The 15,534-nt window shown below is 67.5% G+C and carries 14 protein-coding genes; 8 read left to right on the top strand and 6 right to left on the bottom strand.

Annotated elements, in window-relative coordinates:
* Positions 1-57 precede the first annotated feature (57 nt).
* Both LPA44_RS10740 and LPA44_RS10735 read right to left on the bottom strand, forming a co-directional pair.
* On the bottom strand, positions 58-927 hold the full coding sequence (locus LPA44_RS10740) for a DUF106 domain-containing protein (protein WP_230889580.1): 870 nt from the start codon (positions 925-927) through the stop codon (positions 58-60).
* 93 nt (positions 928-1,020) lie between these two features.
* Positions 1,021-1,671 (bottom strand): adenylate kinase, encoded by a 651-nt coding sequence (locus LPA44_RS10735; protein ID WP_230889579.1) that lies wholly within the window; start codon positions 1,669-1,671, stop codon positions 1,021-1,023.
* A 98-nt stretch (positions 1,672-1,769) separates the two neighbouring features.
* Here LPA44_RS10735 and LPA44_RS10730 point away from each other — a divergent pair, with 98 nt between their 5' ends.
* From LPA44_RS10730 to LPA44_RS10720, 3 genes are all read left to right on the top strand, one after another.
* Positions 1,770-2,180 carry a hypothetical protein gene (locus LPA44_RS10730; protein ID WP_230889578.1) on the top strand — a complete coding sequence of 137 codons (411 nt, stop codon included), beginning with the start codon at positions 1,770-1,772 and terminating at the stop codon, positions 2,178-2,180.
* A 129-nt stretch (positions 2,181-2,309) separates the two neighbouring features.
* On the top strand, positions 2,310-2,747 hold the full coding sequence (locus tag LPA44_RS10725) for a universal stress protein (protein WP_230889577.1): 438 nt from the start codon (positions 2,310-2,312) through the stop codon (positions 2,745-2,747).
* Entirely contained in the window at positions 2,740-4,974 is a 2,235-nt protein-coding gene (locus tag LPA44_RS10720) for an amino acid permease (protein WP_230889576.1), read from the top strand. Before LPA44_RS10725 ends, LPA44_RS10720 begins: the two co-directional genes overlap by 8 nt.
* Before the next feature lie 71 nt (positions 4,975-5,045).
* Here LPA44_RS10720 and LPA44_RS10715 read toward each other — a convergent pair whose 3' ends face one another.
* The 3 genes from LPA44_RS10715 to trkA form a co-directional block, all read right to left on the bottom strand.
* Complete coding sequence (locus tag LPA44_RS10715) at positions 5,046-5,255, bottom strand: hypothetical protein (protein WP_230889575.1); 210 nt, start codon at positions 5,253-5,255, stop codon at positions 5,046-5,048.
* Positions 5,256-5,341: 86 nt separating this feature from the next.
* Positions 5,342-6,910 carry a TrkH family potassium uptake protein gene (locus LPA44_RS10710; protein WP_230889574.1) on the bottom strand — a complete coding sequence of 523 codons (1,569 nt, stop codon included), beginning with the start codon at positions 6,908-6,910 and terminating at the stop codon, positions 5,342-5,344.
* Between the two features lie 19 nt (positions 6,911-6,929).
* Positions 6,930-8,273 carry a Trk system potassium transporter TrkA gene (gene trkA, locus LPA44_RS10705; protein WP_230889573.1) on the bottom strand — a complete coding sequence of 448 codons (1,344 nt, stop codon included), beginning with the start codon at positions 8,271-8,273 and terminating at the stop codon, positions 6,930-6,932.
* 149 nt (positions 8,274-8,422) lie between these two features.
* Between trkA and LPA44_RS10700 the strand changes: the two genes are divergently transcribed.
* Positions 8,423-9,349 carry a M48 family metallopeptidase gene (locus tag LPA44_RS10700; protein ID WP_230889572.1) on the top strand — a complete coding sequence of 309 codons (927 nt, stop codon included), beginning with the start codon at positions 8,423-8,425 and terminating at the stop codon, positions 9,347-9,349.
* On the opposite strand, the gene LPA44_RS10695 is transcribed toward LPA44_RS10700, so the two are convergent.
* Positions 9,333-10,529, bottom strand: coding sequence for an ABC transporter substrate-binding protein (locus LPA44_RS10695; protein WP_230889571.1), 1,197 nt, complete (start codon positions 10,527-10,529; stop codon positions 9,333-9,335). The genes LPA44_RS10700 and LPA44_RS10695 overlap by 17 nt on opposite strands.
* A gap of 163 nt (positions 10,530-10,692) precedes the next feature.
* Between LPA44_RS10695 and LPA44_RS10690 the strand changes: the two genes are divergently transcribed.
* The 4 genes from LPA44_RS10690 to pstB are packed head-to-tail and all read left to right on the top strand — an operon-like array spanning position 10,693 to position 15,531.
* Positions 10,693-11,844 (top strand): PstS family phosphate ABC transporter substrate-binding protein, encoded by a 1,152-nt coding sequence (locus tag LPA44_RS10690; protein ID WP_230889600.1) that lies wholly within the window; start codon positions 10,693-10,695, stop codon positions 11,842-11,844.
* A gap of 51 nt (positions 11,845-11,895) precedes the next feature.
* A complete protein-coding gene (gene pstC / locus LPA44_RS10685; RefSeq protein WP_230889570.1) occupies positions 11,896-13,029 on the top strand; it encodes a phosphate ABC transporter permease subunit PstC in 1,134 nt (377 codons plus the stop codon).
* Positions 13,029-14,633: a phosphate ABC transporter permease PstA gene (gene pstA / locus LPA44_RS10680; RefSeq protein ID WP_230889569.1), complete on the top strand. Its 1,605-nt coding sequence runs from the start codon at positions 13,029-13,031 to the stop codon at positions 14,631-14,633. The genes pstC and pstA overlap by 1 nt, the downstream gene beginning before the upstream one ends.
* A complete protein-coding gene (pstB, locus tag LPA44_RS10675; RefSeq protein ID WP_230889568.1) occupies positions 14,626-15,531 on the top strand; it encodes a phosphate ABC transporter ATP-binding protein PstB in 906 nt (301 codons plus the stop codon). The genes pstA and pstB overlap by 8 nt, the downstream gene beginning before the upstream one ends.
* Positions 15,532-15,534 lie beyond the last annotated feature (3 nt).

Below are 15,534 nucleotides of genomic sequence, written 5' to 3'. Positions count from 1 at the left end.
GCTTTTGCCGAGTGAGGCGTGCGAAGCGCGCCCCACGCAGCGCAAAAAGTGGCGGCGCTAGGTCGGCGTCGTCTGGATGTTCAGCGCCTTCCGGATGACGTTCGAGAAGCTGAACGAGCAGACCATGTACCAGATGATCCAGACGGGGAACACGAACGCGCGGCCCGTGTTGAAGTTGACCTCGCCCATCAGCGGGAGGACCATCTGGACTTCCTCGCCGGTGACTTGCCCGGTGCCGAGCTTCCAGTACATCCAGAGGAACGCCGGGATGGTCAGGAGCATAATCCACGCCATCGGGCGGAACTGCTCTTTGAGCATGCCGGCCTGGTCGCCGAACGCCTCCATCTGCTCCTCGCGGAGGCGCTCTATTTCGGCTTCGTCGCCGCGCTCTTTGGCGTCGGACATCTTGTCCTGGAGCTTCTGGGCGCGCTCCTGGTACTTCGACATCTTGCTCATGTCCGTGAGGTTCGCCTGCAGGAGCGTGGAGTACAGGCCCGTGAGGACGGCCAGGGCCATCACGACGACGTAGAACGGGAGCATCGCGTCCAGCGGCCCGAGCACGACCTCGACGGCCCCGCCGATGGTGTTCTGAATCGGCTGGAAGTTGTAGCCGAGAATCGCGGCGAACGATCCGACTGCCGCGAGCTTGTCCCACTTCGACCACGACGAGGATTCCGGGCTCTCGTCGAGTTCCTCCTCGGGTTCGAGTCCCTCGCGGACGCCGTCTGGGTCCGCGAATTCGAAGCCCTCGCCCGACTCCACGAGAACGTCTTTCTCCAGTAGGCGTCCCCACTGGCCGCTGGAGACGTCGCCCTTGACGTCCCGCCAGCGAATCTCACCCTCGTGGTCGAGGAGGTCTTCGAGTACGTCGGCCAGTTCGGGGTCCTCGCGGACCAGCGAGCGGACTTTCTCCGCGGTTCGAGACATCTTCTTGGCTGTTCTTTGCGGTGGCCGCTTGAACCTCTTACGGAACTACCGACGAGTCGTTCGGCGAGAAAACGCTTTCCGGCGGTCCGTCCGTCAGTTCGCGCGCGCTTCGACGGTGGCCTTGACGTCTTCCCAGACCTCGTCGGGGGTCTGTTCGCCGTCGATTTCTTCGAGCACACCCTGGTCGCGGAAGTACTCGACGACGGGCGCGGTGTTCTCCTCGTACACTTCGATGCGCTCGCGGGCGGTCTCCTCGGTGTCGTCCTCGCGCTGGTAGAGGTCGCCGCCGCACTCGTCGCAGACGCCCGCTTCCTCGGGCGGGTTGAAGTCGACGTGGTAGGTGGCGCCGCAGTCCTCGCAGACGCGGCGGCCGGTCAGCCGGCGCACGAGTTCGTCCTCGTCGACATCGAGGTAGAGCACGACGTCGAGGTCCGTGATGGAGTCGAGATACTCCGTCTGGCTCTCGTTGCGCGGGTAGCCGTCGAGGACGAAGCCGTTGGCCTCCTCTAGGGCGGTCTTGACGATTTCGTTGACGACCTCGTCCGGGACGAGTTCGCCGGCGTCCATGTATTCGCCGGGCGTGTCGTACTCCAGGTCGAGGTGGCTGATGTCCATTCCCTTGTTCTCGCGGAGCGCGTCCCCCGTCGTGATGTGCTCGATGCCGAATTCCTCGGCGAGACGGCGGCTCTGCGTGCCCTTGCCAGCGCCCGGCGCGCCCAGAATCAGGATTCGCGGGTTACTCATACCGTCTCGTTTCCGGGCCTCGATTAAGGAGGTGTTGTTTCCGGCCGAACTAACTCGCACATCCGACCTGCTTTGTGGGCGGGCCGCCAACCTCACCTATGACCAGATTCGACGCCGACACGGACGCCGGCCGCATCGAGCTCGTCGCGGACGCCATCGCCGCCCACCGCGAGCGCGACAGCGCGTTCTGCACGCTGGAAGCCGACGAGGACCCCAGCGGCGACCCCGAGTTCCTGCCGCCGTGGGTGCAGTTCGCCGACGGCACGCTCAACCTCGACTGCACCGACGAGGAGCTCGACCGGCTGGCGACGGTCGTCTCCCGCTTCGGTGCCTTCACCATCGAAGAACGCGAGACTATCCCCGCCGAGTCAGCCGAGGAGGACGCCGGGACGAACGTCCGCATCGAGGCGCGCGCCGACGACGACCGCGTCGGCCAGTTCGTCGACGCCCTCTTCCAGAACGTCTACGACCTCCCCGCGGACTTCAAACTGTGGGCAGTCGAACTCTGAGAATCCCGGTGAGGCCGTCGGAGAGTCGAAAGTATAAGGGTACGCGGTACACATCCGCGAATATGAGATTCTCACGCCCAACACCCGTAGGAGCGGGTGTCCGCGAGCCGTTCGAAACAGGTGGTTGCAGTGGGTAACCTCCTCGAATTGGTCGTCGTTCCGGTCGCCAGCGAGGCCGACGCGGAGACGACGATGGACGCAGTCCTGCCTCGCGTCCGAGAAGCCGGCGGCTCCGTCGTCGCGGTCCACGTCGTCGAGAAGGGCGGCGGCACGATGGACAAGGCCAGCGTCGAACAGCGCGAGCTGTTCGCCGAGGACGTCTTCGCGGTCGTTGAGGACGCCTGCGCGGACGCCGGCGTCGCCTGCGAGACGGACCTCCGCTTCGCCGAGGAGGTCGTCAACGGCATCTTCACCGCCGCCAACGACCACGGCGCGAGCGCGGTCGCGTTCACGCCCCGCGAGAGCAACCGCTGGCTCGACCTGCTGGCCGGCGACCACGCCCGCGACCTCGTGAAGCGAGCAGAGCTCCCGGTCGTCGTGTTCCCGGCGGAGGACGCCGATGAGTGACCAGGAACTCGCGAAAGACCTCGGGCCGCTGGCCGCGCTGACCATCGGCGTCGGGACGATGATCGGCGCCGGCATCTTCGTGCTGCCGGGCGCCGCCGTCGAGACCTCCGGCCCGCTGTCCGCGCTCGCGTTCCTCGTCGGTGGCGGCATCGCGCTACTGACCGCGCTGGCCGCCTCCGAACTCGGTACCGCGATGCCGAAAGCCGGCGGCGCGTACTACTACATCAACCACTCGATGGGCCCGATGTTCGGCTCCATCGCCGGGTGGGCGAACTGGATGGGGCTGGCGTTCGCCTCGGCGTTCTACATGTTCGGCCTCGGCCAGTACGTCATCACGTTCCTCGCCGTTCCTGCCGTCGACCTCTGGGTGCTCTCGCTGCCGCCCGCGAAGGTCGTCGCACTCGCCGGCGCGGCGTTCTTCGTCGGCGTGAACTACGTCGGCGCGAAGGAGACCGGCGGCCTCCAGAACGTCATCGTCGTCACGCTCGTCGCCATCCTCGCGGTGTTCACCGCCGTCGGCGCGTGGAATGCGGACCTGAACTCGCTGCTCCCGCTCGTCCGCGAGGGGAAGGGCTTCTCGACGGTGCTGCCCGTCACCGGGCTCGTCTTCGTCTCCTACCTCGGATTCGTCCAGATTACGAGCGTCGCCGAGGAGGTCAAAGACCCCGGGAAGAACCTCCCGCGGGCCATCATCGGCAGCGTCGTCCTCGTCACGCTCATTTACGCACTCGTCCTGCTGGTCGTACTCGCCGCGGTGCCGAACGAACTCGTCGCCGGTAACGACACCGCGGTCGTGGACGTCGCCCGCCGACTGCTCGGGCCGGCGGGGGCCGTCGCGTTGCTGTTCGGTGGCCTGCTCGCGACCGCCTCCTCCGCGAACGCCTCCATCCTCGCGTCCTCGCGCATCAACTTCGCGATGGGCCGGGACAAACTCGTCTCCGACAGCCTGAACACGATTCACGACCGGTTCGCGACACCGTATCGCGCAATCGGGCTCACCGGCGTCTTCATCCTCGTGTTCGTACTGTTCGGCAACCTCGAAACCCTCTCGACGATGGGGAGCACGCTCCACCTCGTCATCTACGGGCTGTTGAACGTCGCGCTCGTCGTGATGCGGACCGTCGACCCGCCCGAGTACCAGCCCGACTTCCGCGTCCCGTTCTACCCGGTGACGCCGATTCTCGGCGCAATCACGTCGTTCGCGCTCATCGCGTTCATCAACCCGACCATCGTCGCGGCGACCGCGGCGTTCGTCGTCTTCGCCGTCGCCTGGTACCTCGTCTACGCGCGCTCGCGGGCGACCAAGACCGGCATCCTATCGCAGTACCTCCAGGCGAACCCCGACACCGCGCCCGACGCCGCCGTCTCCGCCGCGGAGTCGATTGCACCGGACGGATCGGACTATCGCGTGCTCGTGCCGCTGGCGAACCCCGAACACGAGACCGACCTCATCACGCTGGGCGCGGCCGCGGCGAAGGCAAACGCCGGCCGCGTCGTCGCCGTGCACGTCGTGCAGGTGCCCGACCAGACCAGCCTCGCGTACGCCGACGAACACCTCGACGAATTCACGGACGCCGCCGAGAGCGAGCGACTGCTCGAGAACGCGCGCGCCGACGCCGAGGACTTCGGCGTCCCCGTCGAGACTCACACTATCCTCTCGCACCGCTCCTTCGAGGAACTGTTCGACGCCGCCGAGACCCATGACGCCGACCTGCTCGTCATGGGCTGGGGGCCGGACAGCCACGGGTCGCCGGGCCGCGCGGAGTCCGCCGTCGACGAACTCGCCGGCGACCTGCCGTGTGACGTGCTCGTGTTCAAGGACCGCGGGTTCGACCCCTCGCGCGTCGTCGTCCCGACCGCGGGCGGCCCGGACAGCGAGCTCAGCGCCGCCATCGCGCGCTACCTCCGCGAGCAGTTCGGCAGCGAGGTCACGCTGTTGCATGTCGCCGACGACACCGAGGCCGGCCGCGACTTCCTCGAAGCGTGGGCCGACGAACAGGGCCTCTCGGACGCCGAGTTGCGCATCGAGTCCGGTGACGTCGAGACCGCCATCGCGGCCGCCGCCGAAGACGCGTCGATGCTCGTCGTCGGCGCGACCGAGCGCGGCCTCCTCGGGCGTCTCGTCACGGGGTCGCTCGTGCTCGACGTTATCGACGAAGTGGACTGCTCCGTCGTGCTCGCGGAGAAACAGCGCAGCCGGTCGCTGCTCGAACGGTTGCTCGGCTGACCAACTTCGAGTAGCACACGACGTCGCGAGTTAGACACCTTCCAGACCGCTGCATCGCCGAGTCTGGGTGCTCAGTTACCGCGTTCCTCCTCGATTTCTTCCGCACGTTCGCTCATCTCGGCGAGTTCCCGGACTCGCTGGCTGTCCGACCCACCGTGGCCGATTCGGACGGACAGGTCCAGTGGGGACGGGACGAAGCGGCTCTCGGCTTCCTCCTCCTCCTCGGAGTCCTCGCCACCCCCGAATAGAGTGAGGAACACCTCCCAAACACTGAGGGCCATACGGTGCCCTACGCGTCGTCGGAAGGTAAGTGTGTCACCCGTACTGAAGGTGGGTTCGGTCCGGGAATTCGTGGCTGGAACTGTCGCTAGGACTTCCAGTACGCTCGTGTCAGCAACACGAGCACGGGCAGCACTTCCAGCCGGCCAATCCACATCAGCACGACCATCGCGAGTTTCGTCGTCTCGGGGAGGAACTCGTAGAACCCCATCGGGCCGACGAGCCCGAACCCGGGACCAACGTTCCCGAGGGTCGCGGCGACCGAACTCATCACTTCCAGCGCGGTCAGCGACTGTTCGATGCGCGTGACGTCGATAGCGACGAAGATAGTGCCGGCGACGAACAGCGCGAAGTAGACGGCGGTGAACGCGTAGATGCCCCGGACCGCCTTCTCGTCGAGCGCGCGGCCGCCCAGCCGGACGGGCTTGACGGCTTCGGGATGGATGGTCACGAACAGTTCACGCTTGAGGCTTTTGAGGATGACTAGCCAGCGCACCATCTTCACCGCGCCACCCGTGCTGCCCGCGCTCCCGCCGAGGAAGATTGCGATGAACAGCACGTACTGGCTGGCGTTGCCCCACTCCGCGAAGTCCATGCTCGCGTACCCGGTGGTGGTGACGATGGACGCGGCCTGGAAGGCGGCGTGGCGCAGCGACGCTTCGAGGTTGCCGGCGACGGGGCCGACCGCGTCCCGGATGCCGAGCACCGGCCCCGTGAACAAGAGGCCGGCCAGCAGCGCGGTGACGGTGCCGACGACGCCGAGGTAGAAGCGAAACTCCGAGTCGCCGAACAGCGCCTCCGTGTCGCCGGTCAACGCCTGCCAGATGAGCGCGAAGTTCGTCCCCGCCGCGAACATGAACGGCACGATGACCCACTGGACAATGCCGGAGAACGCCTCGATGGAGCGCGCCTCCGGGCTGAACCCGCCGGTCGCCATCGTCGTGAGGCCGTGTGCGACGGCGTTGTACAGCCCCATGTTGGGCGCGTAGCCGGTGCGGTGGAGGCCGTACAGCAACAGGATTTCGAGGAGGGTGATGCCCGCGTACGCCAGCCACAACGCCCGCGCGGTCTCCGCGATGCGGGGCGTGAGCTTCTCGATGCTCGGGCCGGGCGCTTCGGCTTCCATCAGTTGCGTGCCACCCACGGAGAGTTCGGGGAGGATGGCGACCGCGAGCACGACGATACCCATGCCGCCGAGCCACTGGGTGAGCTGGCGCCACAGCAACACCGCGTGGGAGTGTGTGTCGAAGGAGATGTCCCCCATCACTGTCGCCCCGGTGGTGGTGAACCCGCTCATCGTCTCGAACAGCGCGTTCACGGGGTTGCCGAGCGCGGAGCCGGGCGCGGACGCGGCCACGACACCGGGGATGCCGTGAGCCGCGAACAGGTACGGCAGCGCGCCGACGATGCTCGCCGCGAGCCACGTCAACGCGACCATCAGGAACCCCTCGCGTGCGCCGAGGTCCGTCGGGTCGCCGACGGTCTCCAGCGCCGACCCCGCGGCGAACGCGACGATAATGGTCGCGACGAACGCCGCCAGCCCGCCGTCGCCGTAGTAGAGCGCGACCGCCACCGGCGCGAGCAGCGGCACGGTCAGCCACTTCACGACCGTGCCGACGAGCGCGAGGCTGTCCCGCCAGTCGACGCGAATGGTCATAGACTCGGCTGACTCGCGGTCATAGTTTCGACGTCACCTCTTCGAGGGCGTCGGCCTGCACGAACGCGACGACGTGGTCGCCGGCTTTGACGACCGTACTCCCGCGTGGGGTCACGTACTCCCCGCCGCGCGTGATGGCGCCCAGGACGACGCCGCCGGGCAGGTCGCTCATCCCCTCTTCGATGGTGCGGTCGGCGAGCACGCTGTCCTCGTCGACTTCGACCTCAACGACCTCCGCGCCGCCGGGTTCGATGATGGCGACGTTCTCCGCGCGGCGCTCCCGCGTGAACCGCGTGATCTCTTCGGCGGTCACCCGGCGGGGGTTGACCGCGACGTCCACGCCGACGGTCTCGAAGAGGTCGACGTAGCGCGCCTGCTCGACGACGGCGATGGTGCGCTCGGCTCCCTCGCGTTTCGCGAGCAGCGCCGCCAGGAGGCTGCGCTCGTCGCTGCCGACCGTCGCGATGACCACGTCCGCGTCCTTGATGTGCTCCCGGGAGAGGAACTCGGGGTCGGTGGCGTCGTGGGAGTACACCGTCACGGACGGCAGCAACTCCGCGAGTTCGCGGGCGCGGTCCTCGTCGAATTCGATGATGCGCACCGAGATGCCGCGCTCGACGAGCGACTCGGCGGTGAGCTGGCCGGTCGTCGACCCGCCGACGATGACGACGTCCTCGACCTCGCTGGCCGCGCTGGCCGGGTCGATGGCGCGCGCGAACTCGCGGACGCTGGCCGGTCGCCCGACGACGACCACGCGGGAGTTCCCCTCAATGACGGTGTCCCCGCGCGGGACGCTGGCGTGGTCGGCGCCCTCCGGGATGACGGCGACGAATGTCAGTTCGTCGAAGCGGTCGGCTTCCGCGACCGTCTCCCCGGCTATCGGGCTGTCCTCGGGCACCTCGAACTCCGCCATCTGAATCGACCCGCCCGCGAACGGGTCGACGTCGCGCGCGGTCGGCAGGCCGACGACGCGGACGATGGCTTCCGCCGCCAGCAGGTCCGTGCACACCATGAAGTCCACGCCGAACGCGCCGTGGTGTTCGCGCCACGTGTCGAGGTAGTTCGTGTGCTCCACGCGCGCAATGGTGAACGCGTCGCTGACGGTGTCCACGGTCGCGCACGTCGCGAGGTTCGTCTCGTCGTCGTCCGTGCTCGCGATGACGACGTCGGCCTTCTCGACTTCGGCTTCCCTGAGGACGTCGAGGTCGGTGCCGTCCCCGGTGACCGCGAGCACGTCCTCCGAGTAGGTCAGCGATTCGACGCGCTCCGGGTCGACGTCCACGACCACGACTTCGTGGGCGTCGGAGAGGCTGCTGGCGATACTCGACCCAACCTCGCCAGCGCCGACGACGAGAATGCGCATCAGTTCGCCACCCCTTCGTACATGCCCGGTAGGTGAATCCCCTCCGTGAATAGCGCTTCGGAACGGCCAGCGTCGTCGTACGCGCGTCGTCGGGGTTCGACGTACCGTCCGCCGACAGCCGTTTGTGGGCTCCGAAACTACCCCCGAGCATGGGTCTGGGCCGCCGCCTCCTGATGGTGCTCGTCGGCGTCGCCGCCCTCGTCTGGCACGTCGTCGCCGCGGCGGTCGTGCTCTGGGCGCTGGTCGTCGTCTTCTCCGCGGACGTCTCCCCGGTGACCGCGCTCGGCGTCGTCGCCACGGTCACCGTCGTGTTCGGCTACTTCAGCTACCGCGTCGGCACCGCGCGCGTGCTCGCACAACTGCACGCCGTCCCACTGGAACCCCGGAACGCGCCCCGCGCCTACCGCGTGCTCGAGTCGCTGGCGGACCGCATGGGCGTCGAGGCGCCGACGCTGTACGTCGCCCGGATGCCCGTCCCGAACGCCATCAGCCTCGGCGGGCCCGGCGGCGCGGTCGTCTTCGACGAGTCGCTGTTCCGCATTCTCGATGCTGCCGAGTTCGAGGCCGTGCTCGCGCACGAACTCGCGCACATCGAGCGCCGGGACAGCCTCGTGCAGTCGCTGGCGTTCGCCGTCGGCCGCACGCTCGTGGGCTTCCTCGCGGTGCTCGTGTTGCCGGTCGCGTTGCTCGCGCGCGGCTGCAACCGACTGCTCGCGTGGGCACGCGGCCGACCGGGCGCGGACTCGGGGCTGGCGTTCCACGAGCGCATCGGCCGGCTGGTGCTCGTCGCGTTCGTCGCGCTCACGCTGGTCGTCCGCGCGCGTTCCCGGAAGCGCGAATTCGAAGCCGACGACCGCGCGGTCGACGTCACCGGCGCGCCGCTCGTGCTGGCGTCCGCGCTCCGGAAGATTCAGCGCGCCAGTGAGCCGCGCGGCCTGTTCGCGCCGCTGTCCCGGCGTCGCAACGAAGAAGACGGCGTCGAGCGGTGGTTCTCCACGCACCCCGCGATGGACGACCGCATCGAGCAATTCTGCGAGCAAGCAGAGACGGAGCGCGGCGTTACGCGCCGTCGGTGACGATGTTAGCGACGCGCTCGCGGTCGAACAGCTGTTCGTCGGCCGGAATCTCGGGGTAGTGGTCGCCGTTCTGGTAGTCGGGCCACTCGCCGAACGTCTCCGGGTAGAGCTGCTTGGCGGTCATCTCCAGCTGGAAGAGGTTCATCAGCGGGCCCTGGTAGCGCATCCCGGAGGCGTAGACGCGGTCGTTCTCCAGCGCGGAGAGCCGGCCGCCCGCGTCGCTGTTCCGGAGTTGTTCGCGCACCGACGCCATGTCGTAGTTCGGCGTCGCGCCCCAGAGGTGGAGGATGACGTCGGGGTCGGCGTCGAGCATCGTCTCGTAGCCCACGGTCCCCCAGAGGCTCGACCAGTCCTCGTCGGCGAACGCGTCGTGGGCGCCCAGCGGGCGGGTGTCGGCCAGCCAGTAGCCAGGCTTGTTGAGGTGGTACGTGTAGAAGTTGCCGTCGCTGTACGTCACGCGGACCGCCGTCGGGCGGTCCTCCTCGGGCGGGAGGTCGGCTTCGATGGTCGCGAGGAGGTCGTCGTGGACCTCGCGGAGCGCCTCGGCGCGCTCGCGCTCCCCGAAGACGTCGGCGACGTGGCCGAACACCTCCCAGAGCGTGTAGTACTCGTAGGCGTCGCGGTACTGCTCGGGCGGCTGGGAGTGGGTGCCGCTGTAGAAGTTCCCGAAGAACGGCGCGACGTTCGTCGTGATGTCCTCGATGTCGCCAACCGACCAGTTGTCCTGCGTGACGAGGTACGCGGGGTCGAGGAAGTGCACGTCGCTGTCGAGGTTGTACAGCTGTTCTTTGCTGAGGCCGTCGCCGAACGGGTCCGGCAGACCCTCCCACTCGAAGGAGACGCCGTCGAGGCGCTCGTAGTAGTGGTTCATCGTCGTGCCGGACATCTCCGGGACGTAGAGGGAGTTGACGGTGTCGCCGCATCCGAGCGCGACGGCCATGTCGGCGTACTGCGGGAACAGCACGAACGCGCTCTCCGGCGGCTCGTCGAACGTGACGTCGCCGACGGGCGCTAGGGTCGCCATCTGCGAGGTGTCGACCGGCGTGTTCGTGTTCGCGTTCGTGGCGTCGGCGTCACCGCTGTCGGGGCTGGCGCAGCCCGCGAGAAGGCCGGCGGCAGCCGCCGTACTCGCTCCCTTGAGATATTGTCGACGCGTGAACGGCTCGCGTTTCCCGCCCATGGAGTTTAGGCCGCCCTAAACAAGTATAGGGGTTTGGATTCCGTCCGGACGGCTATATAGCGCTCAGTGGGTGACCTTCACAAACAAACAGTTACGCCGACCTCACAGCCGTATATATCACTCATATTATAGTTCATATAGTGGAATGTCTTCCGTTCACGTGATGGCGCAGGATTCGACGCGTCTGTCCGACCTCGTATCGCGGCGGAAATTCATCGCGACTGCCGGCGCAGCAGGCGTCGCCACGGTCGCAGGCTGTTCGAGTGGGGGCGACAGCGACGACGGCGGCGACACCAGCGAGCCGACCACCGCGGACACCGGCAGCGACCAGGAGACGACTGCCGGCGGGCAGTCCAACGAGATGGACACCAGCGTCCTGACCGCAGACGGCTCCTCGACGGTATTCCCCATTACGAACACCGGCGGGAGCTACTGGAACTCCAACCCCGAGGCCGGCGACGGCGACTACTGGCCGACCGAGTGGGCCGAGGAGTACGGCACCGACATGCGGCTCGCCGACTACTTCGCCAGCCAGTACGGCTACGAACCCACGGGCGAGCGCTCGAACCCGCCGTTCCGTGCGAGCATAGCGCTCAGCCACTCCGGCACCGGTATCGAGGGCGTCATGGAGGGTCGCGTCGACATCGGGGACGCCAGTGCGTCCGCGGCCGCCGAACTCCCGGACGCCGACGACAGCACCCTCGACGACTTCGTCGACCACGTCGTCGGTGTCGACGGCCAGCCCATCGTCACGAGCAGCGAAATCGCCGACGCCGGCGTCGAGAGCATCACCATCGAGGAGCTCCGGCAGATATACCGCCAGGAGATTACGAACTGGTCGGAGCTCGGGGGCCCGGACCGCGACATCCTCGCCCTCGGCCGTGCCGAGGGCTCCGGTACTGACACCTCGTTCCGCGCGAACGTCTTCGGCGACCCCGAAGCCCCCATCAGCCCGGACCAGCGCTTCGGACAGAACCAGCAGCTCCAGCAGGCAATCGGGCAAGCGGACAACGCCATCGCGTACATCGCGCTGGCGTTCGTCGAACCCGACGGCGCCACCCCGCCGCTCGACCTCGTCATCGACGGCACCACGTACTCTTACGGCGACAACCTCGGCGCCGCCGAGTATCCGCTCTCCCGTGACCTGCACGCGTACACCTGGCAGGACACCTCCCGGAAGGAGGCCGCGTTCATCAACTTCCTGCTGAGCGACTTCGGGCAGGAGATCTTCGTCCAGGGCAACGACTACTTCGCGCTGCCCGACGACCGCCTCCAGACCCAGCGCGAGAAGGTCGCCGCGTCGAACTACGAGTAAACACCGGCTGCCGCGAACGGCGCGGCCCTCTCGACACACGATTTATTTCACATGACTCAGTTACTCGGACAAACGCGGGAGTTGCCCACGCGGCTCCGCGCGTCCGTGACTCAGCGCGTCGAAGCGACCAGACAGTGGGCGCACAACTACCGGTCCCGGACGCAGGACGGCGCCATCGCGATGCACGGTGCCATCTTCGCGTCCGTGTTCGTGACGTTCGTGCTGTTCCTCGTCGCCTCGGCGTGGACAGTCCTCCCCGTCCTCGCCTTTCTCGTCGTGATGGGGTTCGGATGGTATCGCTACCAGGCCGAGGCCGCGAAGGCACTGACGTTCCTGACGACCGTCGCGACAGTGTCGATACTCTCGCTCATCATCGCGTTCCTGCTGATTCGGTCCGAACCCATCGTCGCCCACATGGGCCTCGACGTCCTCACGCGAATCGAACAACCGCTGTGGACGTCCAACCAGGGCGGCGTCTACTCACTGACGCCGATGATGGTCGGGACCGCCGTGACGACCGTCATCGCGACGCTCGTCGCGGCGCCGATTGGCATCGCGGGTGCCGTGTTCGTCAGCGAAATCGCGCCGCGGCGCGTCCGCGAAGTGGTCAAACCCGGCATCGAGCTGATGGCCGGCATCCCCTCGATTACGTACGGGTTCATCGGCCTCACTATCCTCAACCAGTACTTCTACGAGGAGTTTCGGACGCCGACGCTTGGGACGTACTTCGCGGCCGGCCTGATGATCGGCATCATGGCGCTCCCGACGGTCGTCACCGTCGCCGAGGACGCGCTGAACGCCGTCCCCGAGTCCATCAAGAGCGGCGCGCTCGCGATGGGGTCGACACCGTGGCAGACCACCAAGAGCGTCACCATCCCCGCGGGCCTGTCCGGGGTCTCGGCGGGCGTTCTGCTCGGCGTCGGCCGTGCGATGGGTGAGACGATGGCCGCGACCGTGATGCTCACGCACACGAAGGGGTTTCCGTCGCCGGTGTTTGACGTGTTCTCGAACTACGGCGAGACGCTCACGACGGTCATCGCCTTCGAAGGGGGGAACGCCAGCGGCCTACACATGAGCGCGCTGTTCGCGGGCGGCGTCGTGCTGTTCGCGATGGTGATGATGTTGAGCGTTGGCTCACAGTACGTCGAGTGGCGGATGCACCAGAAGCTCGGGGGTGAGCGCTGATGAGCAGCGTCACGCGCAACCGCCTCGTCGCCGGCGACTCGACGACCAGCGTCCTCGTCGCCCGCGGCGTGCTCGCCGCGTCCGCGCTGGCGTTCTTCGCGTCGTGGCTCGTGCTCTTCCAGTGGGTCGACGAGACCGCACTCGTCGCCGGCGTCCACGTGCTGAAGCTCCTCGGTGTTGCGCTCGTCGCAGCCGGCGTCGGCCTCACCGTCGTCGGCGTCGGCTCCCGGCTCGAATACTTCGAGAGCACGCCGTCGTCGAGCGCTGGCCTCCCGGTCGGCTTCGTCTTCGGCCTGCTCTGGGCGGTCCTCGGCGGCCTCGTCGCCACGCGACTACTCGGGAACGCGCTCGCGATGTGGCTCCCCGTCGCCGCCGGGTTCGGTATCGTCGGCCTCCTCGTGTCGGTGCTCCCGCGCGAGGACGTCGGGTCGACGCTCCCCGTCGCCGCGATTCTCGTACTGCTCGGCGGCTACGTCGTCGTCGGCGGTATCAACGCCGGCTGGACGTGGTCGCCGTCGTGGTCGTCGGCGGTGTTCCCCGGGAGCGAACTCGTGCCGCTGCTCGTGGTCTTCGGCGCGCTGTTGAGCGCGTGGAGCGCCGCGAAAGCCAGGGAGGGCTTCGGCGCAGAGGGCCGTCAGTCTGGCGCGTACTACCTCGTCGGCTCGGTCGTCTTCGCCATGCTCGGCGTGCTCGCGCTCCTCGTCGCGTTCATCGTCAAGAACGGGCTCGAAACCATGCTCACGCGCACGAGCCTGACGGGCGGCCACCTCACGCTCCCGTTCGTCGGCAGCGTGCCGTGGGCGGAGTTCCCGTTCCTGATGAACCAGACCGGCGGCCTCTTCGTGGAGGTGCCCGGCGTCCTCCCTGCCGTGATGGGGACGCTGTGGCTCGTGTTCGGCGCAGTCCTGTTTGCCGTTCCGCTCGGCATCGGGGCTGCCGTCTTCCTCACCGAGTACGCCGAACGCGGCCGGTTCACGCAGGTCGTCGAGGTCGCGACCAACGGCCTCTGGAGCACCCCGAGCATCGTGTTCGGGCTGTTCGGCCTGGCGTTCCTCGTTCCGCGCATCAGCGGCGGGAACTCCATCTTCGTCGGCCAGCTCGTGCTCGGCTTCATGCTGTTGCCGCTCGTGCTCATCACGAGCCGCGAAGCCATCCTCGCGGTCCCCGACGAGCACCGCGACGCCAGCGCCGCGCTCGGCGTGACGAAGTGGGAGACAATCCGTAGCGTCGTGCTCCCGGCTGCGATGCCCGGCACCATCACCGGCGTCATCCTCGGCGTCGGTCGCATCGCCGGCGAGACTGCGCCCCTGCTGTTGGTGTTCGGCGGGTCGCCGTACCCCAGCAGCTACCCGAACGTCCTCGGGAGCTTCCAGTTCAGCACTCAGCCGCCGTTCGTCACCAACGACGCGCTGCTGTCGCCCGCGAGCGCGCTCCCCTACCAGCTCTACTCGACGATAACTGCGGGCGTGTTCCCCAAGGAGATTTTCACCAACACCGAGTTCGGCTGGGGGACCGCGCTCGTCCTACTGTGCGTCGTCCTCGGTCTCTACGCAATCGGCGTCGGCAGCCGCCTCTACTTCCGGAGGAAGCTACACCATGAGTAACACCGAAGCAGTCCACGAACCCAGCGAGCCCGCACAGCAACTGACCACTACTGGCGAGAGCGACGAGCGCGTCCGCGAGGAGTGGACCGAGTACGACTTCGCCGGCGACGCCAAACTCGCCGTCGAGGACCTCGACGTCTACTACGGGGACGAGCAAGCGCTCCAGAGCATCTCCCTGGACGTCCCCGAGGAGAGCGTCACTGCACTGATCGGTCCCTCCGGCTGCGGGAAGTCGACGTTCCTGCGGTGTCTGAACCGCATGAACGACCGCGTGAAGAGCGCCCGAATCGACGGGTCGGTGCAGCTCGACGACGAGGAGATTTACACCGACGGCGTGAACCTCGTGGAACTCCGCAAGCGCATCGGCATGGTATTCCAGGAGCCCAACCCGTTCCCGAAGTCCATCCGGGACAACATCTCCTACGGCCCCCGCAAGCACGGCGACCTCGACACCGGTCTGCTCGCGCGCGTGCTCGGCCGGGACGACCGCGAGCAGGAAGCCGACCTCGTCGAGCGCGCACTCAGGCGCGCGGCGCTGTGGGACGAGGTCGAAGACCGTCTCGACGACAACGCGCTCGGGCTCTCGGGCGGCCAGCAACAGCGGCTCTGTATCGCCCGCGCGCTCGCCGTCGACCCGGACGTCATCCTGATGGACGAACCCGCGTCGGCCCTCGACCCGATTGCGACCGCGAAAATCGAGGACCTCATCGAGGAGCTCGCCGAGGACTACACCGTCGTCGTCGTCACCCACAACATGCAGCAGGCCGCCCGCATCAGCGACCAGACCGCGGTCTTCCTCACGGGCGGCGAGCTCGTGGAGTACGGCGACACCGACCAGATATTCGAGAACCCCGAGAGCCAGCGCGTCGAGGACTACATTACCGGCAAGTTCGGGTGATTA

It is taken from the genome of Halobacterium sp. KA-4 (genome assembly GCF_021028995.1).
Classification (GTDB): Archaea; Halobacteriota; Halobacteria; order Halobacteriales; family Halobacteriaceae; genus Halobacterium.
This window is presented reverse-complemented; position numbering and strand designations above follow the sequence as displayed.

Excerpts from the sequence above, each read along its gene's own strand:
- LPA44_RS10690 (WP_230889600.1), top strand. The coding sequence starts at position 10,693 with ATGGCGCAGGATTCGACGCGTCTGTCCGACCTCGTATCGCGGCGGAAA.
- LPA44_RS10700 (WP_230889572.1), top strand. The coding sequence starts at position 8,423 with ATGGGTCTGGGCCGCCGCCTCCTGATGGTGCTCGTCGGCGTCGCCGCC.
- pstB (WP_230889568.1), top strand. The coding sequence starts at position 14,626 with ATGAGTAACACCGAAGCAGTCCACGAACCCAGCGAGCCCGCACAGCAA.
- LPA44_RS10735 (WP_230889579.1), bottom strand. The coding sequence starts at position 1,671 with ATGAGTAACCCGCGAATCCTGATTCTGGGCGCGCCGGGCGCTGGCAAG.
- pstC (WP_230889570.1), top strand. The coding sequence starts at position 11,896 with ATGACTCAGTTACTCGGACAAACGCGGGAGTTGCCCACGCGGCTCCGC.
- trkA (WP_230889573.1), bottom strand. The coding sequence starts at position 8,273 with ATGCGCATTCTCGTCGTCGGCGCTGGCGAGGTTGGGTCGAGTATCGCC.
- LPA44_RS10730 (WP_230889578.1), top strand. The coding sequence starts at position 1,770 with ATGACCAGATTCGACGCCGACACGGACGCCGGCCGCATCGAGCTCGTC.
- pstA (WP_230889569.1), top strand. The coding sequence starts at position 13,029 with ATGAGCAGCGTCACGCGCAACCGCCTCGTCGCCGGCGACTCGACGACC.
- LPA44_RS10720 (WP_230889576.1), top strand. The coding sequence starts at position 2,740 with ATGAGTGACCAGGAACTCGCGAAAGACCTCGGGCCGCTGGCCGCGCTG.
- LPA44_RS10715 (WP_230889575.1), bottom strand. The coding sequence starts at position 5,255 with ATGGCCCTCAGTGTTTGGGAGGTGTTCCTCACTCTATTCGGGGGTGGC.
- LPA44_RS10710 (WP_230889574.1), bottom strand. The coding sequence starts at position 6,910 with ATGACCATTCGCGTCGACTGGCGGGACAGCCTCGCGCTCGTCGGCACG.
- LPA44_RS10695 (WP_230889571.1), bottom strand. The coding sequence starts at position 10,529 with ATGGGCGGGAAACGCGAGCCGTTCACGCGTCGACAATATCTCAAGGGA.
- LPA44_RS10740 (WP_230889580.1), bottom strand. The coding sequence starts at position 927 with ATGTCTCGAACCGCGGAGAAAGTCCGCTCGCTGGTCCGCGAGGACCCC.